Source organism: Paracoccus sp. AK26, from assembly GCF_011801365.1.
Taxonomy (GTDB): Bacteria; Pseudomonadota; Alphaproteobacteria; order Rhodobacterales; family Rhodobacteraceae; genus Paracoccus; species Paracoccus aerius.
Map to the genome: position 1 here is coordinate 658,258 of NZ_CP041041.1, position 24,726 is coordinate 682,983.

Consider the following 24,726-nt stretch of genomic DNA (forward strand, 5'->3'; position numbering starts at 1 on the left):
AGCGAAGCCGCCTTGTCGGCCGCCCGGCGGCGGGGTCAGGTGACCCAAAGGCCCCGCCAGGTCGGCCGGCGGACGAAGCCTGCGAGGCCGGACACCCGATCGCCCGACTTGGCCGACCTGGCCGACGAACCGGGCCAATAGCTCGCAACCATGCAACTTTCCTGCGGGTCATGCGTGATTACAAGATCGTCGAAAGGAACGCGCGATGATCGAATTGTTCTTCGTCACCTGCCTGATCAGCGATCCCCAACGCTGCACCGAACACAGCCTGCTGTTTGAACCCCGAAACGGCCTGCAAACCTGCATGTTGTCGGGCCAGCATGAACTAGCGCGATGGGTTGCCGCCCATCCGGATGACTGGGTCAAGTCCTGGGTCTGTCGCCGCGCCGGAGAGGGTGACAGGTCAATCTAGGCCGCCTTTTTCATCGGGCGTGCCTGATTCGCACGCTGCTGACGAAAAATCGGTTGATATCCAGATTTTTGTTCCGTTTTCACGGCCGGATCACGGCTGCAAAACTATCATGTCCTCATCCTGAATGCCTGTTGCGCATTGGGAGGAACGGAAAAGGAGGATGTGATGATTGAACTGCTGTTTGTCAGTTGCCTGTCAGCCGATCCTGCCAGCTGTCAGGACCGAAGCCTGATCTTCACCGAAACGAACATCATGGCCTGCATGGTGCATGGCCAGCAGGTCATGGCCGAATGGGTAGAAAGCCATCCCAAGGAAACCGTGGCCGAGTGGAAATGCCGCGCCTTCGACAGGCGCCAGGCCGAGATCTGAGAGGGTCAGATGCTTCGGAAGGGCCGCCGCATGGCGGCCCCGCCGTTCAGGTCCCGGGCTGTCAGGCGCCCCGGCGGGCTTCCAGTGCATCCTCGAAGGTGCGCAGGCCGGTGGTGGGCGCCTGGACCAGCACGGACATGTTGCCAGGCTTGTGCTGGTTCTTCATCATCTTGACATGGGCTGCCGGAATCTCGGCCCAGGGGAAGACCTCGGACATGCATGGGTCCAGCCGGCGCTCCAGCATCAGCTTGTTCGCCGCCGAAGCCTGCTTCAGATGGGCGAAATGGCTGCCCTGTATGCGCTTCTGGTGCATCCACAGGTAGCGCACGTCGAAGGTGCAGTTGAAGCCGGTGGTGCCCGCGCAGATCACCACCATGCCGCCCTTCTTGCAGACAAAGGTGCTGACGGGGAAGGTCGCCTCGCCCGGATGTTCGAAGACGATGTCGACGTTGTTACCCTTGCCGGTAATGTCCCAGATGGCCTTGCCGAACTTGCGGACCTCGTTGAACCACTCCTTGTATTCCGGCGTGTTCACGGTGGGCAACTGGCCCCAGCAGTTGAATTCCTTGCGGTTGATGACGCCCTTGGCGCCCAGGCCCATGACGAAGTCGCGCTTGTCTTCCTCGGATATGACACCGATGGCATTGCCGCCCGCGGCGTTGATCAGCTGGATCGCATAGGACCCAAGGCCCCCCGACGCGCCCCAGACCAGCACGTTCATGCCGGGCTTCAGTTCATGCGGCTCGTGCCCGAACAGCATCCGGTATGCGGTGGCCAGCGTCAGGGTATAGCAAGCCGATTCTTCCCAGGTCAGGTGCTTGGGGCGCGGCATCAGTTGCTGGGACTGGACGCGAGTGAACTGGGCGAAGCTGCCGTCCGGCGTCTCGTATCCCCAGATGCGCTGGGTGGGCGAATACATCGGGTCGCCGCCATTGCATTCCTCGTCGTCGCCGTCGTCCTGGTTGCAATGGATCACGACCTCGTCGCCGACCTTCCAGCGGCGAACCTTGTCGCCCACCGCCCAGACGATCCCCGACGCGTCCGATCCCGCGATGTGATAGGGCTGCTTGTGGACGTCGAACATGCTGATCGGCACCCCCAAGCCCGCCCAGATGCCGTTGTAGTTCACGCCCGCCGCCATCACCAGGACCAGAACCTCGTTGCTGTCGATGCTGGGCGTATCCACGACCTCAAGCTGCATGGCCTGATCCGGATTACCCTGGCGTTCGCGCCGGATCGCCCAGGCGTGCATCCGGGCAGGCACATGGCCCAGGGGCGGCATTTCGCCGATCTCGTACAAGTCCTTAACAGGCGCCTCGTAGGGCGCGATCGAAGAGGGGGAATCGAGGGCCATCAATCTCTCCTGTCATCTGCTGCGGCGCAGAATCGCCACGGTGTGACGCCAGAGGTAGCTGATGGTTGCGCAAGAATGCAACATTATAGATGCCTAAACAGTAATAAAATGTCCAAAGCGGTAGTCTTCCGCGCCGCGCTGCGGCGAATTGACGGCGCAGTTTTCTTTCGGTATCGCTTTTCAAGCAGAAATATTGTTGCGAGGAGAAGATGGCCCAAAAGGACAAACCCTGGCTGTTCCGCACCTATGCGGGCCACTCCACCGCCGAGAAATCGAACGCCCTGTATCGCGGCAACCTGGCCAAGGGGCAGACCGGCCTGTCGGTGGCCTTCGACCTGCCGACGCAGACCGGTTATGACAGCGACCATGTGCTGGCGCGGGGTGAGGTCGGCAAGGTCGGCGTGCCGATCTGCAACCTGGGCGACATGCGGGCGCTGTTCGACCAGATCCCGCTGGAGCAGATGAACACCTCGATGACGATCAACGCGACCGCACCCTGGCTGCTGTCGCTGTATATCGCCGTGGCCGAGGAGCAGGGCGCGGATGTATCCAAGCTGCAAGGAACGGTTCAGAACGACCTCATCAAGGAATACCTGTCGCGCGGCACCTATATCTGCCCACCCAAGCCGTCCCTGGCGATGATCACGGACGTGGCGGCCTATACGCGGGAACACCTGCCCAAGTGGAACCCGATGAACGTCTGCTCCTATCACCTGCAAGAGGCTGGCGCGACGCCGCAGCAGGAACTGGCCTATGCCCTGGCGACCGCCATCGCCGTTCTGGACGACCTCAAGGGCAAGGTTCCGGCCGAGAGCTTCCCCGAGATGGTGGGCCGCATCAGCTTCTTCGTGAATGCGGGCATCCGGTTTGTCACCGAGATGTGCAAGATGCGCGCCTTCACCGAGTTGTGGGACGAGATCACGCGCGAGCGGTATGGCATCGATGATGAGAAATACCGCCGCTTCCGCTATGGCGTGCAAGTCAACAGCCTGGGCCTGACGGAACAGCAGCCGGAAAACAACGTGTATCGCATCCTGCTGGAGATGCTGGCGGTCACGCTGTCGAAGAACGCGCGGGCGCGGGCGGTTCAGCTTCCCGCCTGGAACGAGGCTCTGGGCCTGCCGCGCCCCTGGGACCAGCAATGGTCGCTGCGGATGCAGCAGATCGTCGCCTACGAGACGGACCTGCTGGAATATGGCGACCTGTTCGACGGCAACCCAGTGATCGCCGCAAAGGTCGAGGAGTTGAAGCGGGGCGCACGCGACGAACTGCGCCTGCTGGACGACATGGGCGGGGCAATCGCCGCCATCGACTACATGAAGGCGCGGCTGGTCGAATCGAATGCCGAGCGGCTGGGTCGGATCGAGAGCAACGAAACAGTCGTGGTGGGCGTCAACCGTTGGCAAGGGGGCGAGGACTCACCCCTGATGGCGGGCGATGGCGGGATCATGGTCGTGGATCCGGCAGTGGAACAGGATCAGATCGCCCGGTTGCAAGCCTGGCGGCAGGCGCGGGACGAAGGCGCGGTGCAGCTTGCGCTGGGCGCGTTGCGAGATGCGGCGCGGCGGGGCGAGAACGTCATGCCTTATTCCATCGCCGCCGCGAAAGCCGGTGCCACGACCGGCGAATGGGCGGGCATCATGCGGCAGGTCCATGGCGAATACCGCGGCCCGACCGGCGTATCCTCCAGCCCGTCGAATCGGACCGAAGGCCTGGAGGAGATCCGCGAGGCGGTGGATGCCGTCAGCGCCCGCCTGGGCCGCCGGTTGAAGTTCGTGGTGGGCAAGCCTGGGCTGGACGGCCATTCCAATGGGGCCGAGCAGATCGCCTTTCGCGCCCGCGACTGCGGCATGGACATCACCTATGAAGGCATCCGCCTGACACCCGAACAGATCGTGGCGCGCGCGGCCGAGGAAGACGCCCATGTCATCGGCCTGTCGATCCTGTCTGGCAGTCACCTGCCGCTGATCGAGGACGTGATGGCCCGCATCCGCGCGGCGGGGATGGTCCATGTCCCGGTGATCGTCGGCGGCATCATCCCGGACGAGGATGCGGCACGCCTGCGGGCCATGGGTGTGGCGCGGGTCTATACGCCCAAGGATTTCCAGTTGAACACGATCATGATGGACATCGTGGCGCTGGTAGAGCCCAGCGTCGAGGCGGCGTGACTGCGTCCCACGAGCGCCGGGGGACTTCGCGTCACCGGACCCCCTGTGGGATATTTTCACGCAGAAGATGACCGCGAGGCACAAAATGAAAACGCCGCCCGGTCGGGGCGGCGTTTTGCAATTCCGTAGGGCAGGGCGATCAGAAGCCCAGGCCCGCGTATTTCGACTTGAACTTCGACACGCGGCCGCCGGTGTCCATCAGCTTGGCCGAACCGCCGGTCCAGGCCGGGTGCACGGTGGGGTCGATGTCCAGCGTCATGGTCTGGCCTTCCGCACCCCAGGTCGAGCGGGTCTGGTAGGTGGTGCCATCGGTCATCTTGATCTCGATGGCGTGGTAATCGGGATGGATTTCTTTTTTCATCGGAAGGATCCTCAGGCTTTCGCGTCGGACAGCGGACGGTAGTTGGTTTTCTCGACGATACGGGCCGACTTGCCGCGACGGTCGCGCAGGTAGTACAGCTTGGCGCGGCGAACCTTGCCGCGGCGCACCACCTCGATCGAGTCGACGTTGGTCGAATACAGCGGGAACACGCGTTCCACGCCTTCGCCGAAGCTGATCTTGCGCACGGTGAAGCTGGCGCTGATGGTGCTGCCGCCCTTGCGCGCGATGCAGACGCCTTCATACATCTGGACGCGCGAACGCGTGCCTTCGGTCACCTTGTAGCCGACGCGCACGGTGTCGCCGGCCTTGAAATCCGGAATGGTCTTGCCGAGCTGTGCAATCTGCTCGGCTTCGAGTTCTGCAATCAGGTTCATCGCCTGGGTTCCTTGTCATGCTCGCGGCGGTCCCGCGATTGGTCTGATGCGCCCGAGAGCTGTCGGTCCTTTGCCGGGTCCATACCGTCCTGGTATGCCCGCCACAGGTCGGGGCGGCGTTCCTTTGTCAGCCTTTCGGCTTCACTGGCCCTCCAACGATGAATGGCCGCGTGATTGCCGGACAGCAGAACTTCCGGTATCTCGCGGCCTTCCCACTGGGCGGGCTTCGTGAACTGGGGGGCTTCCAGAAGCCCCCTGTTGCCGATGGAAAAGGATTCCTCGGCCAGAGAGTCATGATTCCCCAGCACGCGCGGTATAAGGCGAACCGTCGCATCGATCAAGACCTGAGCGGCGATCTCTCCTCCCGTCAGGACATAGTCGCCGATGCTGATTTCCTCGATGTCGTGGGCGTCCAGGACACGCTGGTCCACGCCCTCGAACCGGCCGCAGATCAGGGTGACGCCGTTGCCCTGGGCCAGGTCGCGGGCGCGTCCTTGAGTCAGCGGCTTGCCGCGCGGGGACATGTAGATCACCGGGCGCGGCGGGCCCTGGCGCGCCTCGCGCAGGGCTGCGTCCATCACGTCGGCGCGGATCACCATGCCCGCGCCGCCGCCCGCGGGCGTGTCGTCGACATTGCGGTGGCGGCCCATGCCGAAGTCGCGCAAGGGAATGGTGCGCAGGTTCCACAGGCCTTGCGCCAGGGCCTTGCCGGTCAGGGACAGGCCCAGGATGCCGGGGAAGGCCTCGGGGAACAGGGTGACGATGCTGGCGGTCCAGGCGCCCTGCACCTGCGGTTCCGCCATCAGCTCGCGCGGGCGCAGGCTGGTGCTGATGGACAGGCGGCCATGGGACTTGGGCTTGTCGGTCATTCGTCGGACGCGGGGGGATCGGCGACGATGCGTCTTGCGGTCAGGTCCACGGTCGGGACCACTGCGCGTGTAAACGGCAGCAGCAACACGTCCTTGCCGCCCACGACTTCCAGGATGTCGCCCGCGCCGTGGTCGAAGATCGCGCGCACCCGGCCCAGAACGGCGCCGCCGGTATCCACGACCTCCAGCCCGATCAGGTCGGCGTGGTAGAATTCGTCGTCGGGCAGCGAGGGCAAGGCATCGCGCGGTGCCCAAAGGGTCGTGCCGCGCAGCGCCTCGGCATCCTCGCGGGTGGCGACGCCCGACAGGCGCGCGCCAAGGCCCCCGGTCACCGGTCGGGTCAGCCGGACGGTGAAGCTGCGCTTGCCGTCTTCCGTCGTCAGGGGGGTGTATTTCGCAATGTCCGAAGGTTCGGTGCAAAAGCTTTTCAGCCGCACCTCGCCCTGGACCCCGAAGGCCCCGGCAATCGCGCCCACGCAGATGCGGTCTTGTGACATGCGGTCCCCTCGGACGAAAAGGGCGGGGTGTGCCCCCCGCCCGATCAGATCACTCGGCTTCGGCCGGAGCGGCGGCTTTCGCGGCCTTTTCGGCGGCGCGGGCCGTGGCTTTCTTGCCCGGCTCGCCCTTTTTCAGGTTGGCGCGGGTCGATTTCTCACGCACGCCAGCGGCTTCCAGGAAGCGGGCCACGCGGTCGGTCGGCTGGGCGCCGTGGTCCAGCCAGTGCTTGGCGCGCTCCAGGTCCAGCTTGATGCGGTCTTCGCTGTCTTTCGCCAGCAGCGGGTTGTAGGTGCCCAGCTTTTCCAGGAAGCGGCCGTCGCGCGGCATGCGCGAATCGGACACGACGATGGCGTAATGCGGGCGCTTCTTGCTGCCGCCACGGGCCAGACGGATTTTCGTTGCCATTGGTTCTCTCCTTGTAATGGCGGGTTTGGCGGGGATCCCGCCGTCAGGATTGGAAGGTTTCGTGGTGCCGGATCACTTCGGCGATCACGAAGTTGAGGAATTTGCGCGCGAATTCCGGGTCGAGGTCGGCCTCGCGCGCGAGGCGTTCCAGCCGCTCGATCTGCTGCGCTTCCCGCGCTGGATCGGACGGCGGAAGATCGTGTTCGGCCTTGAGGCGGCCGACGGACTGGGTGTGCTTGAAGCGTTCGGCCAGCGTATAGACGATGATCGCGTCCAGCCGGTCGATGCTGGCGCGGTGGTCGCGCAAAAGGGCCGCGGCGCGGGCGGCGGGATCGGTGTGGTCGTCCATCACTTCTTCCCGAACATGCCGGACAGACCGCCCGGCAAGCCTGCCTTGCCCAACTGACCGCCCAGGCCCTTGGGATCCTGCAGCATCTTCTGCGCCTCGGCCATCTTGGCGGGATCGAAATTCTCTAGGTCGGGAAGGCCGCCGCCCTTGCCGGTCATGGCGCGCATGGCCTGCTTCAGCATCCCGCCCTTGCCCATCTTGCCCAGCTTCTTCATCGTGTCGGCCATCTGCTTCTGCATCTTCAGCAGCTTGTTGAGTTCCGACACCTCCATCCCTGCGCCGGCCGCGATCCGCTTCTTGCGGCTGGCCTGCAGCATGTCGGGATTGGCCCGTTCCTTCTTGGTCATCGAATTGATGAGCGCGATCTGGCGGGCGATGGCCTTGTCGTCCATGCCCGCGGCCTCGGCCTGCTTGGCCATCTTGGCCATGCCGGGCATCATGCCCATGATGGACTGCATCCCGCCCATCTTCTGCATCTGTTCAAGCTGACCTTTCAGGTCGTTCATGTTGAACAGACCCTTCTGGAAGCGCTTCATCATGCGCTCGGCCTGTTCGACCTCCAGCACCTGCTGGGCCTTTTCCACCAGGGCCACGATGTCGCCCATGCCGAGGATCCGGCCCGCGACGCGCTGCGCGTCGAAGGTTTCCAGGGCGTCCATCTTTTCGCCCAGGCCCACGAAGCGGATCGGCTTGCCGGTTATGGCACGCATCGACAGAGCCGCACCGCCGCGCCCGTCGCCGTCCATCCGGGTCAGCACCACGCCGGATACGCCGACCTTCTGGTCAAACTCGGTCGCGACATTCACGGCGTCCTGGCCGGTCAGGCCATCGACGACCAGCAGCGTTTCGCGAGGCTGGGCGATGTCGCGGACGGCCTGCACCTCGTCCATCAGCGTCTGGTCGATATGCAGGCGCCCGGCGGTGTCCAGCATCACCACGTCATAGCCGCCAAGCGAGGCCTGCTGCTTGGCGCGGCTTGCGATCTGAGTGGCGGTCTGGCCCGGAACGATGGGCAGGGTATCGACGCCGATCTGGCTGCCCAGGATCGCCAGCTGCTCCATTGCGGCGGGGCGGTTGGTGTCCAGGGACGCCATCAGCACGCGCTTCTTCTCGCGGTCCTTCAGGCGCAGGGCCAGCTTCGCGGTGGTGGTGGTCTTGCCCGAGCCCTGCAGGCCGACCATCAGGATCGGCGCGGGCGGGTTGTCGATGCGCAGCGCGTCGGGCGCGTCTTCGCCCTGCAAAACCTTGATCAGTTCGTCGTGGACGATCTTGACGACCTGCTGGCCCGGGGTGATCGACTTGGTGACGGCAGAGCCGGTGGCTTTCGACGTGACCGACTTGACGAAGTTGCGGGCCACCGGCAGCGAGACGTCAGCCTCCAGCAGGGCCACGCGGACCTCTCGCATGGCGGCGGTGACATCGTCCTCGGTCAGGGCGCCCTGCTTGGTCAGCCGGTCGAAGACGCCGCCCAAACGGTCGGAAAGGTTCTCGAACATCGCCGGGCCTCCTTCGGTCCAAAACACTGCAGCCTCCGTGGGCGCAACGCGCTGACGGAGGGCGATCCCCACGCAAGGAAGGGACCGGAAGGCCAATCCTTCCGGGAATCCGGGATCACATAGGGGGAACAGGCGCCAGAGTCAATCCAAGAGCAAGGATAAGCCGGCCCTCATTCAGGCCAGTCAACCGCGCCTAGTACTGATCGGCAAGGCCAACGTGATGCTGGGAATGTTCATGTCTGGGGTAAAGGCTGGGATGCCCTTTATCCGGCTGAAGTGACGAACAAGGGCAGCATCCATTGCGCGATTTCCGCTGGACTCCATAACCTCCACCGTCATCACGCTTCCATCGTGTGCGATGGTGATCTCAAGCACAGTTGAATGAGGCCGGTTGCCGCCCGTAGTATGCAGCGCCGTGTCTGCACGACTTAGCGCGCGACGGAAGTGTTGGAGCGTTTGATCTGACCATTCACGCGAGTTCCGCGGAACCGCCTCGCTGGGGCGCCCGAAGGACGACTGGGCCTGGGCAGGCATCGTTATGGGGCCGACCAAAACGAACAAAACTGCGAAGGCGGCTAGAAATCTTGAAACCATGCCAATATCCGTTTGGTGCTCGAAGCTTACCGGATATCCATAACTGATCTGTAAATTGCCGCCACGCCTAAATCATTAAAACACAAGGCAGGGCCAACACTGTGTCGACCCTGCATTCTGATGGCTCAGGCAGCCAGCTTTTCCAGCGCCTCTTGCGCGCGGGCCAGGCCTGCCTCGCGGTCCATCGCCAGGCGGTCGGCCGCCACGAAGTCCACATCGGTGATGCCCAGGAAGCCCAGCATGAAGCGGATATAGCCCGAGGCGTGGTCAAACTCGGACCCGATGGGCGTGCCCGCCGCGCTATAGGCGATGATGGCGCGTTTGCCCTTCAGCAGGCCTTCGGGGCCTTCGGCGGTATAGCGGAAGGATTTGCCGGCGCGGGCGATCTGGTCCAGCCAGTTCTTCAACTGCGCGGGCAGGTTGAAGTTATAGACGGGCAGCCCGATCACCAGCACGTCGGCGGCCTGAACCTCGGCCAGATAGCCGTCCGAGATCGCAATCAGGCGCTGCTGATCGGGCGTCGGGCTTTCGGGGGCCATGCGCACGGCCTTGAACCAGGCGCTGTCGATGGTCGGGACGCCGTCGTTCAGGTCGCGATAGGTCACGGCGGCTTCGGGATTGGCAGCCGTCAGCTTGGCCACGATGTCAGCCGTCAGCTTGCGCGAGACCGACGCGTCGCCCGTGATGGCGCTGTCGAGATGCAGGATGTTCATGGCGAGGTCCGTTCAGTTTCGGTGCGTTGATGCTGATTTAGGGCTAGGCGCAGCCGGACGAAATGGTGATAAACGCGCATCATCTGTGCGGGGATGCACATGAGCTTTGACAGCTGGGACGACCTCCGCATCGCGCTGGCCGTTGCGCGCACGGGAACGGTCAGCGCCGCGGCCCATGCGCTGGATGTCCACCACGCCACGGTGATCCGGCGCATCGACGGGCTTGAACAGCAACTGGGCGTCAAGCTGTTTCAGCGCCACCCACGCGGTTATGCCCTGACGGAAGCCGGGCAGGTCATGCTGAAGGTCGCGGGCGACGCCGATGAACGCTTTGCCCAGCTTGCCGCGCAGATTGCCGGCAGCGGCGACCGGATCGAGGGCGAACTGGTGGTGACGTCACTGCCCGAACTGGCCGATCTGGTGATGCCCCGACTGATCCGGCTGATGCGGCAGCATCCTGGCCTGCGGATCAACTATGTCACCGACGTGCGCCTGTTCCGCCTGGACGCCGGAGAGGCGCATGTCGCGATCCGCGCGGGCAGCCAGCCGACCGAGCCTGACTACGTCGTCCGCCCGATGGGCGCCCTGCGCCACCCGATCTATGCCTCGCCCGAATATCTTGCCGCGCATGGCGACGTGACGGATATCGGGGGCCACCCGCTGGCCCTGATGGGGCCGCAGTCGCGCAACGCGCCCCTGATGCGTTGGCTTCAGGAAAGGATCGACCCTGCGCAGGTTGTCCTGACCTCGGGCGACGAAACCGCGCGCGAGGCGGTGATCCGTGCGGGCCTTGCCATCGGCCCCTTGCCGCCGTCCCGCGCCGAAGGCCTGGTCGAGGTGATGGCCCTGCCCGAATGGGAATCGCGGCTGTGGTTGGTCACCCATGTGGACCTGCACCGCAGCCCCAAGGTCCAGGCGGCGGTCGCGGCGCTGCGCGATGCGTGACCCCCTTCACAGTCTGCAAGCCGCAGGCCAAGCTGCCGCGCAGGAGGAACCCGTCATGACCCATCCCATCAGCCGCTTCCCGGTGCCCGAGCTTTCGACGCTGCCCCAGGACATGCAGGACGCCATCGCCAAGGTGGCCGAGAAGTCGGGCTTCGTCCCCAATGTCTTCCTGGCCCTGGCGCACCGCCCCGACGAATTCCGCGCCTTCTTCGCCTATCACCAGGCGCTGATGGACAAGGATATCGGCCTGTCCAAGGCCGAGCGCGAGATGATCGTTGTCGCAGTCAGCGGCATCAACAACTGCCAGTATTGCGTTGTCGCCCACGGCGCGATCCTGCGCATCCGCGCCAAGAACCCGCTGATCGCCGACCAGGTGGCGATCAATTGGCGCAAGGCGGATCTGACGGATCGTCAGCGCGCGATGCTGGCCTATGCCGAAAAGGTCACGGTCGCGGCCCATCAGATCGGGGATGCCGACCACCAGGCGCTGCGCGAGGCGGGCTTTGACGCGGACGAGATCTGGGACATCGGCGCCATCGCGGCCTTTTTCGGCATGTCGAACCGCATGGCCAACGCGGGCGATTTCCGCGCCAACGACGAGTTCTACATGCTGGGCCGGACGTGAACCGCACCGACGCCCTGCACGGCCATGCGGCCATGCTGCTGTTTTCGGCCCTGGTCGCCGGATCCTTCTCGCTGGGTGTCCGGGCCGCGAACCTGATCGACCCGGCGGCGATCACGGTCGCACGCTTCATCATCGCGGCGGGCGTGCTGGCCGGGATCGCGTTCCTGATGCCCGGGCGGGGCAGGCCGCGCGCGCTGGTCGAGGCGCCCTGGCGATACCTTCTGCTGGGCGGCGCCTTCGCCGGATATTTCGTGCTGATGTTCGAGGGGCTGAAGACCGCCCCCGCCGTCGCGGCAAGCGCCGTCTTCACCCTGACGCCGATCATGGCTGCGGGCTTTGGCTGGCTGCTGCTGCGCCAGCGGATGACGGGGCATCTGGCGCTTGCCTTAGCCCTAGGCGGGGCGGGGGCGCTGTGGGTGATCTTTCGCGGCGATCCGGCGGCGCTGATGCGGATGGAGATCGGGCGCGGCGAGGCCATCTATTTCATCGGCTGCGCGCTGCACGCCCTTTACGCGGCCCTGGTCCGCAAGCTGAGCCGGAACGAGGGGCCGCTGATCTCCAGCCTGGGGACGCTGGTGGCGGGCGGGCTGCTGACGGCTGCCTGGGGCTGGGGCGCGCTGACCTCGACCGCTTGGGGTCAGCTTCCGGCGGTCGTCTGGATCACGATCTTCTATGTCGCGATCTTCGCCAGTGCCTTTTCGACCCTGCTGGTCCAATACGCGGCGATGCGGCTGCCTGCCGCCAAGGTGATGGCCTATACCTATCTGACGCCGATCTGGGTGATCCTGTCCGAGGCGGCCCTGGGCCAAGGGCTGCCCGGCCCCGTCCTGCTGCCCGGTATCCTGGCGACCCTGGCCGCCCTGGCGCTGCTGCTGAAAACGGACGAACCGGCAACGGGGCCGGTGCGGGCCAACTGACCCGCGTCCTTCGCGCATCACCCGCGCCCCGATCGCTGGGGCGCCGCTTTCTTTCGTCCCACGGCCCCGCTAGGGTCCGCCCCGGATGAAGGGACGGCAAGGGGCGGCTTCGTGGCGCATATCATCGTCGTTGGCAACGAAAAGGGCGGGTCGGGCAAGTCCACCACCTCGATGCATGTGGCGACGGCGCTTGTCCGCATGGGCCACCGCGTCGGCGGCCTGGACCTGGACGTGCGCCAACGCAGCTTTGGCCGCTACCTGGAAAACCGCGCCCATTTCGCCGCGCGAGAAGGGCTGGACCTGCCCATGCCCGTGATCGGCACGATGGGCGAGGGCGGCGACCCGCTGACGCCCGCCCTGACCGAACTGGAAAAGACCTGCGACTTCATCCTGCTGGACTGCCCCGGTTCCCATACCAAGCTTAGCCAGATGGCCCATACGCTGGCCGACACGCTGATCACGCCGATGAACGACAGCTTCGTGGATTTCGACCTGCTGGCGCGGCTGTCGCCGGAAGGCAAGATCCTCGGCCCGTCGATCTATGCCGAGATGGTCTGGTCCGCCCGGCAGATGCGCGGGCAGGCCGGGGCGGGGCCCATCGACTGGCTGGTGCTGCGCAACCGACTGGGCACGCAGCAGATGCACAACAAGCGCAAGGTCGGTGGCGCATTGCAGGCGCTGTCCAAACGCATCGGCTTTCGCGTGGCGCCCGGCTTTTCAGAACGCGTCATCTTCCGCGAGCTTTTCCCGCGCGGGCTGACGCTGCTGGACCTCAAGGACATCGGCACCGAACAGTTGTCGATGTCCAACATCGCCGCGCGGCAGGAACTGCGCGACCTGATCGGGGAACTGAACCTGCCGGGTGTCGAGGTCAATTTCTAGGCACGCGTCATCGCGACGCGTTGTTGCGGGCCGGTGGCGTGATTATCTTCGCGCACAAGCCATCGCAGTTCTGGGCGGATCCATGCGTTTCATTGCCGTTCTTCTTGTCGCTTCCGTCCTGCCGTTGGCCTCACCGGCCAACGAGCCCGCCGTCGCATCCGAGGCGCCGAGCCGCGTTGCACCCTCGGTCACCGTCGCGGCGGCTGCCCGAACCGAGGTGCAGGCCCGCGTGCCCGTGTCGGGCAGCATCGTCGCGCGCCAACTGGTGCGGGTCTTTCCGCAGGTCCAGGGGCCCGAATTGACCGAAATCCTGGTCGAGGCCGGTGACAGCGTGACAAAGGGGCAGGTGCTTGCGCGCCTGTCCACGGACACGCTGGCCGCGCAGCTTGAACAGGCCCGCGCAGAATACCAGCGGGCCGAGGCCGGGATCGGCCAGGCGCAAAGCAATATCGACAGCGCAAGCGCATCCCTGACCCAGGCGCAAAGCGTGCTGGAGCGGGTGCAGCGCCTGCGGGAAGGGGGCACGGCCTCTCAGTCCGCACTGGACGATGCCGTCGCGGCCGAAGCCAATGCCCGCGCCCAGGCCGCATCCGCCGCCGATGGCCTGGCCGTAGCCCGCGCAGCCCTGGCCCAGGCCGAGGCGGCACGCCGGATTGCGGAACTGAACCTGGAACGGGCCGAGATTGTCGCCCCTGTGGATGGCGTCGTCGTGACCCGCAATGCCGAACTGGGCACGCTAGCTGCGGCTGGCGGCGACCCGATGTTCGTCCTGCTGGCCGATGGCGAGGTCGAGATGTCGGCCGAGGTAATCGAAACGGCGCTTGGCAACCTCAAGCCCGGCGACGCGGCCGAGGTGACGGTGGCAGGCGCGGGAACTGTGCCGGGGACGGTGCGGCTGGTCCCGGCCTCGGTCGATCCGGTGACGCGGCTGGGGGTGATGCGCATCGCCCTGGACGACGATGAAGGCATCCGCATCGGGCAATTCGCCAGCGGCTGGGTCATCACCGACCGGCACCAGGCCGTGACCGTTCCCGCTTCCGCCGTTCTGGCCGATGACGCAGGCGAAAGGGTTCAGGTCGTCCGGAACGGCGCGGTCGAAACCCGTCCCGTCCGTGCGGGCCTTCTGTGGGACGGGCGGCGCGAAATCGTCGAAGGGCTGGCCCAGGGCGAGCAGGTGATCGTGCGGTCCGGCGCCTTCTTCCGCACAGGCGATCAGGTGCGCCCGGTCGCGGCCGAAGGGGACCGGCCATGAACTTTGCGACCCTCTCGATCCGCCACCCGGTCCCGCCCGTCGCGATCTTCCTGGTCCTGCTGATCGTCGGGCTTTACAGCTTTAACCGCCTGCCGGTCACGGCGATGCCCAACATCGACCTGCCGCTGGTGCAGGTCACCATCAACCAGCCTGGCGCCGCGCCGTCGGAACTGACCAGCCAGGTCATCCAGCCGGTCGAGGACAGCATCGCATCCGTGACCGGGGTGCGCCACATCACCTCGACCGCGACGGACAGCGCCGCCGTGATCGTGGTCGAGTTCGAGCTGGAGACGAACAGCGACCGGGCCGTCAACGACGTCAAGGACGCCGTGTCCAACGTCCGCCAGCAATTGCCCGAAAGCATCAACGAACCGCTGGTGCAGCGGCTGGATGTCACGGGGATGCCGATCCTGACCTATGCGGTCAGCGATCCGACCCAGTCGCTTGAATCGCTGTCCAAGTTCGTGGACGACGTGATCGGGCGCGAGCTGTCCACCGTGGACGGCGTCGGCAAGACCAGCCGCATCGGCGGCGCCGCGCGGGAAATCAAGGTCGAACTGGACCCCGACCGGCTGCTGGCGCACGGGCTGACGGCGGCCGATGTGTCCAACCAGCTTCGCGCCCGCAACATCGACCTGGGCGGCGGGCGCGGCGATCTGGCGGGGCGCGAATACTCGATCCGCACCCTGGGCGCGGCGGACAGTGTCGAACAGCTTGCCGGGGCGCCGATCAGCATCGCGGACGGCCGCACGATCCGGCTGGACCAACTGGGCCAGGTGATCGACGGCCCGGCCGAGGAACGCAGCTTCGCCCTGCTGGACGGCCAGCCGGTCGTGGCCTTCGGCATCTATCGTACCACGGGCGCCTCGGACCTGGGGGCGGGGAACGCGGCCAAGGAACGGCTGGCGCAGATCGCCGAGCGCTATCCCAATATCCGCATCAGCCTGATCGACGACGCCACCACCTATACCGAGGCCAGCTACAAAAGCGCGATGCACACGCTGTACGAAGGCGCGGCCTTGGCGGTGATCGTGGTTTTCCTGTTCCTCCGCAATTGGCGCGCCACCCTTGTCGCGGCCGTGGCGCTGCCCCTGTCGATCATCCCCACCTTCTTCGTGATGCACTGGCTGGGCTTCACGCTGAACGGCATCAGCCTGCTGGGCATCACGCTGGTCACCGGCATCCTGGTCGATGACGCCATCGTCGAGATCGAGAACATCGTCCGCCATATCGGCATGGGCGTACCCCCATACGAGGCTAGCGAGGAAGCCGCGAACGAGATCGGCCTGACGGTGATTGCGATCAGCTTTTCCATCGTCGCGGTCTTTGCGCCGGTCAGCTTCATGGGCGGTATACCGGGGCAGTATTTCAAGCAGTTCGGGCTGACGGTCGCGGTGTCGGTCCTGTTTTCGCTGCTGGTCGCGCGTATCATCACGCCGATGATGGCTGCCTATCTGATGCGCGGCACCGTCCACGGCACCGAGGGACGCGACGGCTTCATCATGCGCGCCCTGATGCGCATCGTCGGCTGGACCATGCGGCATCGCGGGCTGACGCTGCTGACCGGCGTGGGGATCTTCGCGGGCTCCATCTGGTCCGCCACCCTGCTGCCGACCGAGTTTATCCCGGCATCGGACATCGGCCGCAGCCAAATCCAGGTCGAACTGCCCCCCGGCGCCACCATCGACAACACCGAGGATGCCGCCCGCCGCCTGTCCGCCCAGATCGACGAGGTGCCCGAGGTGCAGTCGGTCTTCGTCTACAGCGACGGGTCGGACGTGACCGAGGCGCGGGTGATGATCAACTATGGCAAGAAGGAAACGCGCGAGCGGTCCCAGTTCGTGCTGGAGGAGGAGTTGAAGCAACGCCTGTCCGGCACGCCTGACATGCGCATCAACTTCCAGAACGAGAACGGCCAGAACGACCTGACCATCAATGTCCTGGGCGCGACCGAGGAAGGCGCGGCGCTTGCCGCCGAACGGCTGGCGACGGCGATGTCTCAACTGCCGTCGCTGGAAAGCGTGACAACCACGGCGCGGTTGCAGCGCCCGGAGATCCAGATCACGCCCCGCGCGGATGTGGCGGCGCAGCTTGGCGTTTCGGCCAGCGACATGGCCACCACGCTGCGCGTGGCGACGCTGGGCGATGTCGAGGCGAACCTGGCCAAGTTCAACGCGGGCGACGAACAGATCCCCATCGTCGTGCGCCTGAACGCCGACGCCCGCGCCGACCTGGTGACGGTGCAGAACCTGCGGGTCAATTCCCAAGCCGGGCAGGTGCCGCTGGGGGCCGTGGCCGACGTCACCCTGTCGGCTGGCGCGACCGAGATCGGGCGCTATGACCGCCAGTTCCAGACCACCGTCAGCGCCAACCTGGCGGACGGGCAGTTGCTTGGCCCCGTCAGCGCCCAGGTTGCGGAATTGCAGGCCCAGATCGAACTGCCCCCCGGCACGCGGATCCAGCCCTCGGGCGATGCCGAGATCATGGGCGAGGTCTTCGGGGCCTTCGGCACGGCGATGGGGGCCGGTGTGCTGCTGGTCTATGTCGTGCTGGTGCTTCTGTTCCACAACTTCATCACGCCGGTGTCGATCCTGCTGTCGCTGCCGCTTGCCATCGGCGGGGCGATCCTGGCGCTGTTCGTGACGGGCCATTCAATCAGCATGGCGGTTGTGATCGGCTTCCTGATGCTGATGGGGATCGTCACCAAGAACTCGATCATGCTGGTGGAATTCGCGCTGACGGCGATCGAGCAGGGCGTGGCGAAGAAAGATGCGATCCTGGACGCGGTCCACAAGCGCGCCCGGCCCATCGTCATGACCACCATCGCCATGAGCGCGGGGATGATCCCCTCTGCCCTGGCGACGGGCGAGGGGGGCGAGTTCCGTGCGCCCATGGCCATTGCGGTGATCGGCGGGCTGCTGCTGTCCACGGTCCTGTCGCTGCTGTTCGTGCCCGCGCTGTTTTCGCTGATCCACGGGGGACAGGGGCGGTTGACCGGCTGGGTCGCGCGGCGGATCGGGCTGAACCGGCCACGGCAGCCGGCGGAATAGGGGAACTTCGCACCGGACCTTGCATTGGGTGGGCTGACACGAAAGGAGGCCAATCATGGCAAAGGTTCTGATCATGGCATCGGACGGGTTCGAGCAGTCGGAACTGTTCGTGCCGCTGGAAAAGCTGAAGGACGCGGGCCATCAGGTCGATATCGCCGCCCCTGAGGCGGGCGAGATCAAGGCTTGGGACAAGGATGACTGGGGCAAGTCGGTCACGGCCAACAAGGCGATCGGGGACGTGGGCGCGGGGGATTACGACATCCTGGTCCTGCCCGGCGGCGTCATCAACCCCGACAACCTGCGCACGGACCAGTCGGCCATCGGCCTGATCCGCAGCTTTGCCGATGCAGAAAAGCCCATCGCCGCGATCTGCCACGCCCCCTGGCTGCTGGCCGAGGCGGGGCTGGCCAAGGGCAAGCGCCTGACCAGCTACGAATCGATCCGCACCGACATGAAGAATGCCGGCGCGGATGTCGTGGATGAAGAGGTCGTGGTTGACGGCGGCATCATCACCAGCCGCAAGCCGGACGACCTGGACGCCTTTGTCAGCGCGATCGAGGACGCGCTGCGCTGATTGCGTCCCGCGGTGGCCGGGGGCACTTCGCCCCCCGGGACCCCCCGAGGTTATTTGGATGAAGAAGAAAAAAGGGCGCCTTTTCGGGGCGCCCTTTGTCAATTGTTTTGTCTGGGGCTTAGGCCAGCATCCCCATCGGGTTTTCCAGATGGTTGACGATGGCTTCCAGAAGCTGCGCCCCCAGGGCGCCGTCGATGACCCGGTGATCGACCGACAGGGTCATGGACATGACGTTGCGGACCACGACCTCTCCCTTTTCCACGACCGGGGTCTGGATGCCCGCGCCGACGGCCAGGATCGCGCCATGCGGCGGGTTGATGACCGCGTCGAAGTTCTCGATCCCGAACATGCCGAGGTTCGAGATGGCGAAGCTGCCGCCCTGGTATTCGTGGGGGGCGAGCTTCTTCGACTTGGCGCGGCCCGCCAGATCCTTCATTTCGGCCGACAGGGCCGAGAGCGTCTTCTGGTGGGCGTCCTTCAGGACCGGGGTGAAAAGTCCGCCTTCGATGGCAACGGCCACCGCGACGTCGGACGGCTTCAGCTTCAGGATGCGGTCGCCCGCCCAGACGGCATTGGCGTCCGGCACCTGTTGCAGGGCAAGGGCGCAGGCCTTGATGACGAAGTCGTTGACCGACAGCTTCACGCCCCGCGACTCAAGCTGCTTGTTCAGCATGGCGCGGAATTCCATCAGCGCGTCCAGCTTGGCCGAGCGGCGGAGGTAGAAATGCGGGATGGTTTGCTTGGCCTCGGACAGGCGGGCGGCGATGGTGCGGCGCATCCCGTCCAGCGGCACCTCGGTCGTCTCGCGGTCCGCATACATCTTGAGGATCGCGTCGGCAGAGGGGCCTTTCGGCGCCTGTGCGGCCGCCGGCGCCGGGGCCGCGGCTGGCGCAGCCGTGGGCGCTGCGGCAGGCTTGGCCGCGCCGGGTTTCGCGCCCTCGACATCCGCCTTGACGATCCGGCCGCGGGGGCCGGTGCCGGTGATGCCCGACAGGTCGATGCCCTTTTCGGCCGCGATGCGGCGGGCGAGGGGCGAGGCGAAGACGCGGTCGCCCCCTTCGGCCTTGGCGGGCGTGGGTTTGGCGGGCGAAGCGTCACCAGCCACGGGTGCGCCGATGGGGCCGCCATAGCCCTTTTCGGCTGCGGCCTTTTCCTCGGCGGCGGGGGCCGCCTTCGCAGGGGCGGGGCTGGCTGCGGCGGCCGAGGCATCCTCGCCCTCCTCCAGCAGCACGGCGATGGGGGTGTTGACCTTCACCCCCGCGCTGCCTTCGGCCACCAGCAGCTTGCCGATGGTGCCTTCATCCACGGCCTCGAATTCCATCGTGGCCTTGTCGGTCTCGATCTCGGCGATGATGTCGCCGGATTTGACCTCGTCGCCTTCCTTGACCAGCCATTTGGCCAGCGTGCCTTCCTCCATGGTGGGGGACAGCGCGGGCATCAGGATTTCTGTCGGCATAACGCGTTCCCCTTACCTGTAGGTGACTTTCTTCACCGCTTCGACGACCTCGGATGCGGTGATCAGCGCGTGCTTTTCAAGATTGGCGGCATAGGGCATGGGCACGTCCTTGCCGGTGCAGTTGATCACGGGCGCGTCCAGGTAATCGAAGGCGTTTTCCATGATATAGGCCGACAGGTGGTTGCCGATGGACCCAACGGGGAAGCCTTCCTCGACCGTGACGACGCGGTTGGTCTTCTTCACCGATTCGATGATCGTGCCATAATCGATCGGGCGCAGGGTGCGCAGGTCGATCACTTCGGCCTCGATGCCTTCCTGGGCCAGCTTGTCGGCGGCTTCCAGCGCATGGGCCATGCCGATGCCGAAGCTGATGATCGTCACGTCCTTGCCGGTGCGCGCGATCCGGGCCTTGCCCAAGGGGATGGTAAAGTCCGGCAGATCCGGCACCTCGAAAGAGCGGCCGTAAAGGATCTCGTTTTCCAGGAAGATCACCGGGTTCGGGTCGCGGATCGCCTGCTTCATCAGGCCCTTCGCATCGGCCGCCGAATAGGGCATCACCACCTTCAGGCCGGGGACCGAGGCATACCAGGCCGCATAGTCCTGGCTGTGCTGGGCGGCCACGCGGGCGGCGGCGCCGTTGGGGCCGCGGAAGACGATGGGGCAGCCCATCTGGCCGCCCGACATATACAGCGTCTTCGCGGCCGAGTTGATGATGTGGTCCATCGCCTGCATGGCGAAGTTGAAGGTCATGAACTCGACGATGGGGCGCAGGCCGGCAAGGGCGGCACCCGTGCCGATGCCGGCGAAACCGATTTCGCTGATGGGCGTATCGACGACGCGGCGGGGGCCGAAGCGGTCCAGCAGGCCCTGGCTGATCTTGTATGCGCCCTGGTATTCGCCGACTTCCTCGCCCATCAGGAAGACGGTCTCGTCGCGCTCCATCTCCTCGGCCATGGCCTCGCGCAGGGCTTCCCGCACGGTCATGGTTTTCATCTTGGTGCCTTCCGGCCAGTCGGGGCTGCGGTCGGGCTCGGGCGTCTTGACCGCCTCGACGGCGGACTTGCCGGGCTGGCCGCCCTGATCGGGGCCTTCCGCGGTCGAGGGCGCCTGCACCTGCGCGGGCTTGCTGTCAGCCCCCGCACGATCTGCCACGTCGTCTGCGGATTCGCCTTCCTCGACCAGCACGGCGATGGGGGTGTTCACCTTCACGCCCTGCGAGCCCTCGGCGATCAGGATCTTGCCCAGGATGCCTTCATCCACGGCCTCGAACTCCATCGTGGCCTTGTCGGTCTCGATCTCGGCGATGATGTCGCCCGCCTTCACGGCGTCGCCTTCCTGCTTCAGCCATTTCGCCAGCGTGCCTTCCTCCATGGTCGGCGACAGGGCGGGCATCAGGATTTCAGTGGCCATTCGTTCAACCCTCCCTCAGGCGTGTTCTTCGGCGCTGCCCTGGGGCAGGTCTTCGGCATAGATGTCGGTCCACAGCTCATCAAGCGCCGGCTCGGGGCTTTCCTTCGCAAACTCGGCCGAATCGTTCACGATGTCCTTGATGTCCTTGTCGATGGCCTTCAGGTCATCCTCGGACGCGTGCCTGCCCTGCAGCAGCAGCTCGCGCACGTGTTCGATCGCGTCGCGTTCGTCGCGCATCTTCTGCACTTCCTCGCGCGTGCGGTATTTCGCCGGGTCGGACATGGAATGGCCGCGATAGCGGTAGGTCATGACTTCCAGGATATAGGGGCCCTTGCCCGCGCGGCAGTGTGCCACGGCCTTTTCGCCCGCGGCCTTGACCGCCAGCACGTCCATGCCGTCCACCTGTTCGCCCGGGATGCCGAAAGCCTCGCCCCGCCCGAACAGCGTGGTCGAACGCGTGGACCGCTTCATCGAGGTGCCCATCGCATACTGGTTGTTCTCGATCACGAAGATGACCGGCAGGTCCCACAGCACGGCCATGTTGTAGGTCTCGTAGACCTGGCCCTGGTTGGCGGCGCCGTCGCCGAAATAGGCGAAGGTCACGTTGTCATTGCCCAGGTACTTGTCGGCAAAGGCCAGGCCCGCGCCCAGCGGCACCTGCGCTGCAACGATGCCGTGCCCGCCATAGAAATGCTTCTCGCGGCTGAACATGTGCATCGAGCCGCCCTTGCCCTTGGAGTAGCCCCCCTCGCGCCCGGTCAATTCGGCCATCACGCCCCGCGCGGACATTCCGCAGGCCAGCATGTGGCCGTGGTCGCGATAGGAGGTGATGCGCTTGTCGCCTTCCTTGGTGGCCGCTTCCAGGCCCACCACGACCGCTTCCTGGCCGATATACAGGTGGCAGAAGCCGCCGATCAGGCCCATGCCGTAAAGCTGGCCGGCCTTTTCCTCGAAACGGCGGATCAGCAGCATGTCGCGGTAATATTGCAGCAACTCGTCACGAGAGACGTTGGACGGCGCGCCGGTGGCCGCGGTCTCGGTTGCGGGGGCAGGCTTCCTGGCCATGCGGGGGGTCCTCCTCAAAGCGCGGTCAGAATAGTTCAGCGTTAAACTATCCGTAGCGCATCGTCGGGAAGGGTGCAATCCGCGAACAGGACCGGGCGTCAGCGCAGGATAACCTCGTCGGCGCGGATCAGCCCAAGGATCTCTCGCGCGCGTTCGTCCAGCAGGTCCAGGTCCAGATATTCGTCCGACATCCGGCGCGTCAGGTTCTGCATCTCTTGTACCTCGGCCTTCAGCTTGTCGCGTTCGGCGGCCAGTTCGGCCGTCTCGGCCTCGATCTGGATGCGGCGCAGGATGCCGGATGGTCCCTGGACGGCGGCAAAGGCGAAGTACAGTCCCAAGGCCACGGCCAGGGCCAGAAGAACGGTGGCGCTGATGGAAAGACGCTGCGACATGACGGGGCCGTTTCGGTTGATCGGGGGGATGATGGCACAGGGCCGGCGGCAGGGGAATCCCCGGATCAGGCGTTCTTGCGGAACAGGGCTTCCAGCCGCGCGGCTTCCTCGGCCAGACTAAAGGGAGCGTTGAGGATCCACATGCCGGATCCCACCATCGAATGGCCGGGACGGGCGGGGGCGAAGGCAACCTCGGACCGCAGGGCGTCGGGATGGGCTTGGGTCAGCGCATCCAGCATCGGCGCGTGGCGGTTGTCGGTCAGGATCGGATACCACAGCGCGATCACGCCCACGTTCCACTTGCGCGCGATCAGGCCGATCTGGCGCGGAATGGCCGCGTAATCCGCCTTCACCTCGTAGCTGGGGTCGATCAGGATCATGCCGCGACGGGGCGTGGGCGGGCAGACCGCCTGCGCCATCTGGAAACCGTCCTGCCGGTGCAGCGAAGCAAAGCCCGCCACGGCCGACAGCGCATCATGTTCCGCCGGGTGCAGTTCGGCCAGATGCGCGGCATCGCCCCGGCGCAGGAAGTGGGCGGCGATCAGCGGCGATCCGGGATAAGCCTGCGGGCCATAGCTGCGGCGAACCTGCGCCAGCGCCGCCACGAGCGGGTGATCGGGGGCCAGCCAGCCCTGGGCCTCGGCCCGCAGGATGCCGGCGCGGGCCTCGCCTGTCTTGGCGGCCTCGGCGCTGTCCAGGGAATACAGCCCGCGCCCCGCATGGGTTTCCAGATAGGACAGCGGCTTGTCCTTGCGGGTCAGGTACTCCAGGGCCGTGGCCAGCAGCGCGTGCTTGTGCAGGTCGGCCAGGTTCCCGGCATGATAGGCATGTTGATAGCTGAGCATGAATCGCCCTTAGCCCGTGGGGCGAGGCGGGGAAAGGCCTCAGGTGGCCTTACGCAGTTCGGAATGGCTTTTCAGCACCCGGTCGCCGTCGTCCTGTTCGATCAGGTAGGCCGGGTTTTCCCCATCGGCGTTCCGCTTGATCTTGCTGCCCTTGATGGTGCGTTCAACGGGCTCGGTGAAGGATTCGGCGACCTTGCCGCTGGCCGTGCCCTTGCCCCAGTCCCATTCCACCTTCGCGCCGACGCGATGCTTGGTCATGGCAGTCCCCTTGTGGCGATGTGACCGCAACGCGGGCCATCGGGCAGGGTTCCTGGGGCTGAAACGAAAAGCGGCGGCGCCAGGGAGGAGGAGGGCGCCGCCGCGTAACGCTGGCCCAGGGAGGAGGGAGGGGCCGCGTATGGGGTGCGGCAAGGCCGGGGAGGAGGAGAGGCCGTTGCCGCCAACGAACGGACCCAGGGAGGAGGAAAGGTCCGTCGCATCAGGGTGCCGCAGATGGGGCGGCTATATGGGGGCGGCGGCGCCAGGGAGGAGGAGGGCGCCGCCGCGTAACGCTGGCCCAGGGAGGAGGGAGGGCCGCGCATGGGGTGCGGCAAGGCCGGGGAGGAGGAGAGGCCGTTGCCGCCAACGAACGGACCCAGGGAGGAGGAAAGGTCCGTCGCATCAGGGTGCCGCAGATGGGGCGGCTGTATGGGGTGCGGTTCAGCCAGGGAGGAGGAAGGCTTCACCGCAGACGGCACACCCTATGGGAGGAGGAGGGGCGGGCCGTGTTCATGTGCCGCGATACGGGGCGGCTATGTTCTTTTGCGGCGGCTCCTGGAGGGAGGAGAGCGGAGCCGCCGCCTGACGCATGAACCCCAGGGAGGAGGAAGGGTTCCTGCGCTGTCTTTGGGCGGCATCCTCGATTGGGAGGAGGAGTGAGGATGCCGCCATGTCCTGTCCCGGGGAGGAGGAGGGACAGGAATGCTGTTCTTACTTCGCGCCCCAGGCCGCTTCGTGGGCCAGGCGACCGATCATCGCGCGGTTGATGCCCAGATCCGCCAGATCGCGGTTGGTCAGCGCATTCAGTTCGCGCACGGTTTGCCGGTACACGGCGCGGCGGGCGCGGTTTTCCTGCATGTGCTGGATCGCGGCCATCAAACGGCCGGCGATGCCCGAGGCAGCGGCGTTATTGGTATGAGCGATTGCAGCCATGGTATCTTCCTTTCAGCGTCTGCACCTTGCCCGGATGGCTTGGTGCCTTTCGATGAACCCAAGATGGCGCTAATGCTGCATGTGCACAATGGATGGTTTCAGATTGCTGCCATGCAGCATCCGCATGACTGGTTAATCA

27 protein-coding genes are annotated in these 24,726 nt (G+C 65.7%); 10 read left to right on the forward strand and 17 right to left on the reverse strand.

The window, feature by feature from the left end; all coding sequences use genetic code 11:
- Window positions 1-205 precede the first annotated feature (205 nt).
- Window positions 206-412, forward strand: a complete 207-nt coding sequence (locus FIU66_RS03190; protein ID WP_167621362.1) for a hypothetical protein — start codon at window positions 206-208, stop codon at window positions 410-412.
- A 165-nt stretch (window positions 413-577) separates the two neighbouring features.
- On the forward strand, window positions 578-781 hold the full coding sequence (locus FIU66_RS03195) for a hypothetical protein (RefSeq protein WP_167621363.1): 204 nt from the start codon (window positions 578-580) through the stop codon (window positions 779-781).
- A 61-nt stretch (window positions 782-842) separates the two neighbouring features.
- On the opposite strand, the gene ccrA is transcribed toward FIU66_RS03195, so the two are convergent.
- Window positions 843-2,135, reverse strand: a complete 1,293-nt coding sequence (ccrA, locus tag FIU66_RS03200; protein ID WP_167621364.1) for a crotonyl-CoA carboxylase/reductase — start codon at window positions 2,133-2,135, stop codon at window positions 843-845.
- A 209-nt stretch (window positions 2,136-2,344) separates the two neighbouring features.
- Here ccrA and FIU66_RS03205 point away from each other — a divergent pair, with 209 nt between their 5' ends.
- Window positions 2,345-4,303: a protein meaA gene (locus FIU66_RS03205; RefSeq protein ID WP_167621365.1), complete on the forward strand. Its 1,959-nt coding sequence runs from the start codon at window positions 2,345-2,347 to the stop codon at window positions 4,301-4,303.
- A gap of 139 nt (window positions 4,304-4,442) precedes the next feature.
- On the opposite strand, the gene rpmE is transcribed toward FIU66_RS03205, so the two are convergent.
- From rpmE to FIU66_RS03250, 9 genes are all read right to left on the reverse strand, one after another.
- On the reverse strand, window positions 4,443-4,664 hold the full coding sequence (gene rpmE, locus FIU66_RS03210; protein ID WP_167621366.1) for a 50S ribosomal protein L31: 222 nt from the start codon (window positions 4,662-4,664) through the stop codon (window positions 4,443-4,445).
- 11 nt (window positions 4,665-4,675) lie between these two features.
- Window positions 4,676-5,059, reverse strand: coding sequence for a 50S ribosomal protein L19 (gene rplS / locus FIU66_RS03215; protein ID WP_167621367.1), 384 nt, complete (start codon window positions 5,057-5,059; stop codon window positions 4,676-4,678).
- Window positions 5,056-5,928, reverse strand: a complete 873-nt coding sequence (trmD, locus tag FIU66_RS03220) for a tRNA (guanosine(37)-N1)-methyltransferase TrmD (protein WP_167621368.1) — start codon at window positions 5,926-5,928, stop codon at window positions 5,056-5,058. The genes rplS and trmD overlap by 4 nt, the downstream gene beginning before the upstream one ends.
- Window positions 5,925-6,425, reverse strand: coding sequence for a ribosome maturation factor RimM (rimM, locus tag FIU66_RS03225; RefSeq protein WP_167621369.1), 501 nt, complete (start codon window positions 6,423-6,425; stop codon window positions 5,925-5,927). The genes trmD and rimM overlap by 4 nt, the downstream gene beginning before the upstream one ends.
- A 49-nt stretch (window positions 6,426-6,474) precedes the next feature.
- Window positions 6,475-6,831, reverse strand: coding sequence for a 30S ribosomal protein S16 (gene rpsP / locus FIU66_RS03230; protein WP_167621370.1), 357 nt, complete (start codon window positions 6,829-6,831; stop codon window positions 6,475-6,477).
- A 43-nt stretch (window positions 6,832-6,874) separates the two neighbouring features.
- Window positions 6,875-7,180, reverse strand: coding sequence for a chorismate mutase (locus FIU66_RS03235; protein ID WP_167621371.1), 306 nt, complete (start codon window positions 7,178-7,180; stop codon window positions 6,875-6,877).
- Window positions 7,180-8,676, reverse strand: coding sequence for a signal recognition particle protein (ffh, locus tag FIU66_RS03240; protein WP_167621372.1), 1,497 nt, complete (start codon window positions 8,674-8,676; stop codon window positions 7,180-7,182). The genes FIU66_RS03235 and ffh overlap by 1 nt, the downstream gene beginning before the upstream one ends.
- Before the next feature lie 183 nt (window positions 8,677-8,859).
- Window positions 8,860-9,270 carry an energy transducer TonB gene (locus FIU66_RS18315; RefSeq protein ID WP_370528940.1) on the reverse strand — a complete coding sequence of 137 codons (411 nt, stop codon included), beginning with the start codon at window positions 9,268-9,270 and terminating at the stop codon, window positions 8,860-8,862.
- Between the two features lie 125 nt (window positions 9,271-9,395).
- Window positions 9,396-9,983: an FMN-dependent NADH-azoreductase gene (locus FIU66_RS03250; protein WP_167621374.1), complete on the reverse strand. Its 588-nt coding sequence runs from the start codon at window positions 9,981-9,983 to the stop codon at window positions 9,396-9,398.
- Window positions 9,984-10,082: 99 nt separating this feature from the next.
- On the opposite strand from FIU66_RS03250, the gene FIU66_RS03255 reads away from it, so the two are divergent.
- The 7 genes from FIU66_RS03255 (at window position 10,083) to FIU66_RS03285 (ending at window position 18,228) form a co-directional block, all read left to right on the forward strand.
- Entirely contained in the window at window positions 10,083-10,928 is an 846-nt protein-coding gene (locus FIU66_RS03255) for a LysR family transcriptional regulator (protein WP_167621375.1), read from the forward strand.
- Window positions 10,929-10,983: 55 nt separating this feature from the next.
- A complete protein-coding gene (locus FIU66_RS03260) occupies window positions 10,984-11,553 on the forward strand; it encodes a peroxidase-related enzyme (protein ID WP_167621376.1) in 570 nt (189 codons plus the stop codon).
- A 32-nt stretch (window positions 11,554-11,585) separates the two neighbouring features.
- Window positions 11,586-12,470 (forward strand): DMT family transporter, encoded by an 885-nt coding sequence (locus FIU66_RS03265; RefSeq protein ID WP_167623373.1) that lies wholly within the window; start codon window positions 11,586-11,588, stop codon window positions 12,468-12,470.
- 111 nt (window positions 12,471-12,581) lie between these two features.
- Window positions 12,582-13,352 (forward strand): division plane positioning ATPase MipZ, encoded by a 771-nt coding sequence (locus FIU66_RS03270; RefSeq protein WP_167621377.1) that lies wholly within the window; start codon window positions 12,582-12,584, stop codon window positions 13,350-13,352.
- Window positions 13,353-13,434: 82 nt separating this feature from the next.
- Entirely contained in the window at window positions 13,435-14,604 is a 1,170-nt protein-coding gene (locus FIU66_RS03275; RefSeq protein ID WP_167621378.1) for an efflux RND transporter periplasmic adaptor subunit, read from the forward strand.
- Window positions 14,601-17,654, forward strand: coding sequence for an efflux RND transporter permease subunit (locus tag FIU66_RS03280; protein WP_167621379.1), 3,054 nt, complete (start codon window positions 14,601-14,603; stop codon window positions 17,652-17,654). Before FIU66_RS03275 ends, FIU66_RS03280 begins: the two co-directional genes overlap by 4 nt.
- Before the next feature lie 55 nt (window positions 17,655-17,709).
- Window positions 17,710-18,228, forward strand: a complete 519-nt coding sequence (locus FIU66_RS03285) for a type 1 glutamine amidotransferase domain-containing protein (protein ID WP_167621380.1) — start codon at window positions 17,710-17,712, stop codon at window positions 18,226-18,228.
- Between the two features lie 118 nt (window positions 18,229-18,346).
- On the opposite strand, the gene FIU66_RS03290 is transcribed toward FIU66_RS03285, so the two are convergent.
- The 7 genes from FIU66_RS03290 to FIU66_RS03320 form a co-directional block, all read right to left on the reverse strand.
- Window positions 18,347-19,684, reverse strand: a complete 1,338-nt coding sequence (locus tag FIU66_RS03290) for a pyruvate dehydrogenase complex dihydrolipoamide acetyltransferase (protein WP_167621381.1) — start codon at window positions 19,682-19,684, stop codon at window positions 18,347-18,349.
- Window positions 19,685-19,696: 12 nt separating this feature from the next.
- A complete protein-coding gene (locus FIU66_RS03295; protein WP_167621382.1) occupies window positions 19,697-21,094 on the reverse strand; it encodes a pyruvate dehydrogenase complex E1 component subunit beta in 1,398 nt (465 codons plus the stop codon).
- Window positions 21,095-21,109: 15 nt separating this feature from the next.
- Window positions 21,110-22,159 (reverse strand): pyruvate dehydrogenase (acetyl-transferring) E1 component subunit alpha, encoded by a 1,050-nt coding sequence (gene pdhA / locus FIU66_RS03300; RefSeq protein WP_167621383.1) that lies wholly within the window; start codon window positions 22,157-22,159, stop codon window positions 21,110-21,112.
- Between the two features lie 98 nt (window positions 22,160-22,257).
- A complete protein-coding gene (locus FIU66_RS03305; RefSeq protein ID WP_167621384.1) occupies window positions 22,258-22,551 on the reverse strand; it encodes a septum formation initiator family protein in 294 nt (97 codons plus the stop codon).
- 65 nt (window positions 22,552-22,616) lie between these two features.
- Window positions 22,617-23,396, reverse strand: a complete 780-nt coding sequence (locus tag FIU66_RS03310; protein ID WP_167621385.1) for a 23S rRNA (adenine(2030)-N(6))-methyltransferase RlmJ — start codon at window positions 23,394-23,396, stop codon at window positions 22,617-22,619.
- Between the two features lie 39 nt (window positions 23,397-23,435).
- Window positions 23,436-23,654, reverse strand: a complete 219-nt coding sequence (locus tag FIU66_RS03315; RefSeq protein ID WP_167621386.1) for a DUF2945 domain-containing protein — start codon at window positions 23,652-23,654, stop codon at window positions 23,436-23,438.
- Between the two features lie 711 nt (window positions 23,655-24,365).
- The gene (locus FIU66_RS03320; RefSeq protein ID WP_240544724.1) at window positions 24,366-24,587 is read right to left on the reverse strand and encodes a DUF1127 domain-containing protein; all 222 of its coding nucleotides are present in this window, start codon (window positions 24,585-24,587) and stop codon (window positions 24,366-24,368) included.
- Between the last annotated feature and the right edge of the window lie 139 nt (window positions 24,588-24,726).

Coding starts and splice junctions, on each gene's coding strand:
- FIU66_RS03190 (WP_167621362.1), top strand. CDS start 206: ATGATCGAATTGTTCTTCGTCACCTGCCTGATCAGCGATCCCCAACGC.
- FIU66_RS03195 (WP_167621363.1), top strand. CDS start 578: ATGATTGAACTGCTGTTTGTCAGTTGCCTGTCAGCCGATCCTGCCAGC.
- ccrA (WP_167621364.1), bottom strand. CDS start 2,135: ATGGCCCTCGATTCCCCCTCTTCGATCGCGCCCTACGAGGCGCCTGTT.
- FIU66_RS03205 (WP_167621365.1), top strand. CDS start 2,345: ATGGCCCAAAAGGACAAACCCTGGCTGTTCCGCACCTATGCGGGCCAC.
- rpmE (WP_167621366.1), bottom strand. CDS start 4,664: ATGAAAAAAGAAATCCATCCCGATTACCACGCCATCGAGATCAAGATG.
- rplS (WP_167621367.1), bottom strand. CDS start 5,059: ATGAACCTGATTGCAGAACTCGAAGCCGAGCAGATTGCACAGCTCGGC.
- trmD (WP_167621368.1), bottom strand. CDS start 5,928: ATGACCGACAAGCCCAAGTCCCATGGCCGCCTGTCCATCAGCACCAGC.
- rimM (WP_167621369.1), bottom strand. CDS start 6,425: ATGTCACAAGACCGCATCTGCGTGGGCGCGATTGCCGGGGCCTTCGGG.
- rpsP (WP_167621370.1), bottom strand. CDS start 6,831: ATGGCAACGAAAATCCGTCTGGCCCGTGGCGGCAGCAAGAAGCGCCCG.
- FIU66_RS03235 (WP_167621371.1), bottom strand. CDS start 7,180: ATGGACGACCACACCGATCCCGCCGCCCGCGCCGCGGCCCTTTTGCGC.
- ffh (WP_167621372.1), bottom strand. CDS start 8,676: ATGTTCGAGAACCTTTCCGACCGTTTGGGCGGCGTCTTCGACCGGCTG.
- FIU66_RS18315 (WP_370528940.1), bottom strand. CDS start 9,270: ATGGTTTCAAGATTTCTAGCCGCCTTCGCAGTTTTGTTCGTTTTGGTC.
- FIU66_RS03250 (WP_167621374.1), bottom strand. CDS start 9,983: ATGAACATCCTGCATCTCGACAGCGCCATCACGGGCGACGCGTCGGTC.
- FIU66_RS03255 (WP_167621375.1), top strand. CDS start 10,083: ATGAGCTTTGACAGCTGGGACGACCTCCGCATCGCGCTGGCCGTTGCG.
- FIU66_RS03260 (WP_167621376.1), top strand. CDS start 10,984: ATGACCCATCCCATCAGCCGCTTCCCGGTGCCCGAGCTTTCGACGCTG.
- FIU66_RS03265 (WP_167623373.1), top strand. CDS start 11,586: ATGCTGCTGTTTTCGGCCCTGGTCGCCGGATCCTTCTCGCTGGGTGTC.
- FIU66_RS03275 (WP_167621378.1), top strand. CDS start 13,435: ATGCGTTTCATTGCCGTTCTTCTTGTCGCTTCCGTCCTGCCGTTGGCC.
- FIU66_RS03280 (WP_167621379.1), top strand. CDS start 14,601: ATGAACTTTGCGACCCTCTCGATCCGCCACCCGGTCCCGCCCGTCGCG.
- FIU66_RS03285 (WP_167621380.1), top strand. CDS start 17,710: ATGGCAAAGGTTCTGATCATGGCATCGGACGGGTTCGAGCAGTCGGAA.
- FIU66_RS03290 (WP_167621381.1), bottom strand. CDS start 19,684: ATGCCGACAGAAATCCTGATGCCCGCGCTGTCCCCCACCATGGAGGAA.
- FIU66_RS03295 (WP_167621382.1), bottom strand. CDS start 21,094: ATGGCCACTGAAATCCTGATGCCCGCCCTGTCGCCGACCATGGAGGAA.
- pdhA (WP_167621383.1), bottom strand. CDS start 22,159: ATGGCCAGGAAGCCTGCCCCCGCAACCGAGACCGCGGCCACCGGCGCG.
- FIU66_RS03305 (WP_167621384.1), bottom strand. CDS start 22,551: ATGTCGCAGCGTCTTTCCATCAGCGCCACCGTTCTTCTGGCCCTGGCC.
- FIU66_RS03310 (WP_167621385.1), bottom strand. CDS start 23,396: ATGCTCAGCTATCAACATGCCTATCATGCCGGGAACCTGGCCGACCTG.
- FIU66_RS03315 (WP_167621386.1), bottom strand. CDS start 23,654: ATGACCAAGCATCGCGTCGGCGCGAAGGTGGAATGGGACTGGGGCAAG.
- FIU66_RS03320 (WP_240544724.1), bottom strand. CDS start 24,587: ATGGCTGCAATCGCTCATACCAATAACGCCGCTGCCTCGGGCATCGCC.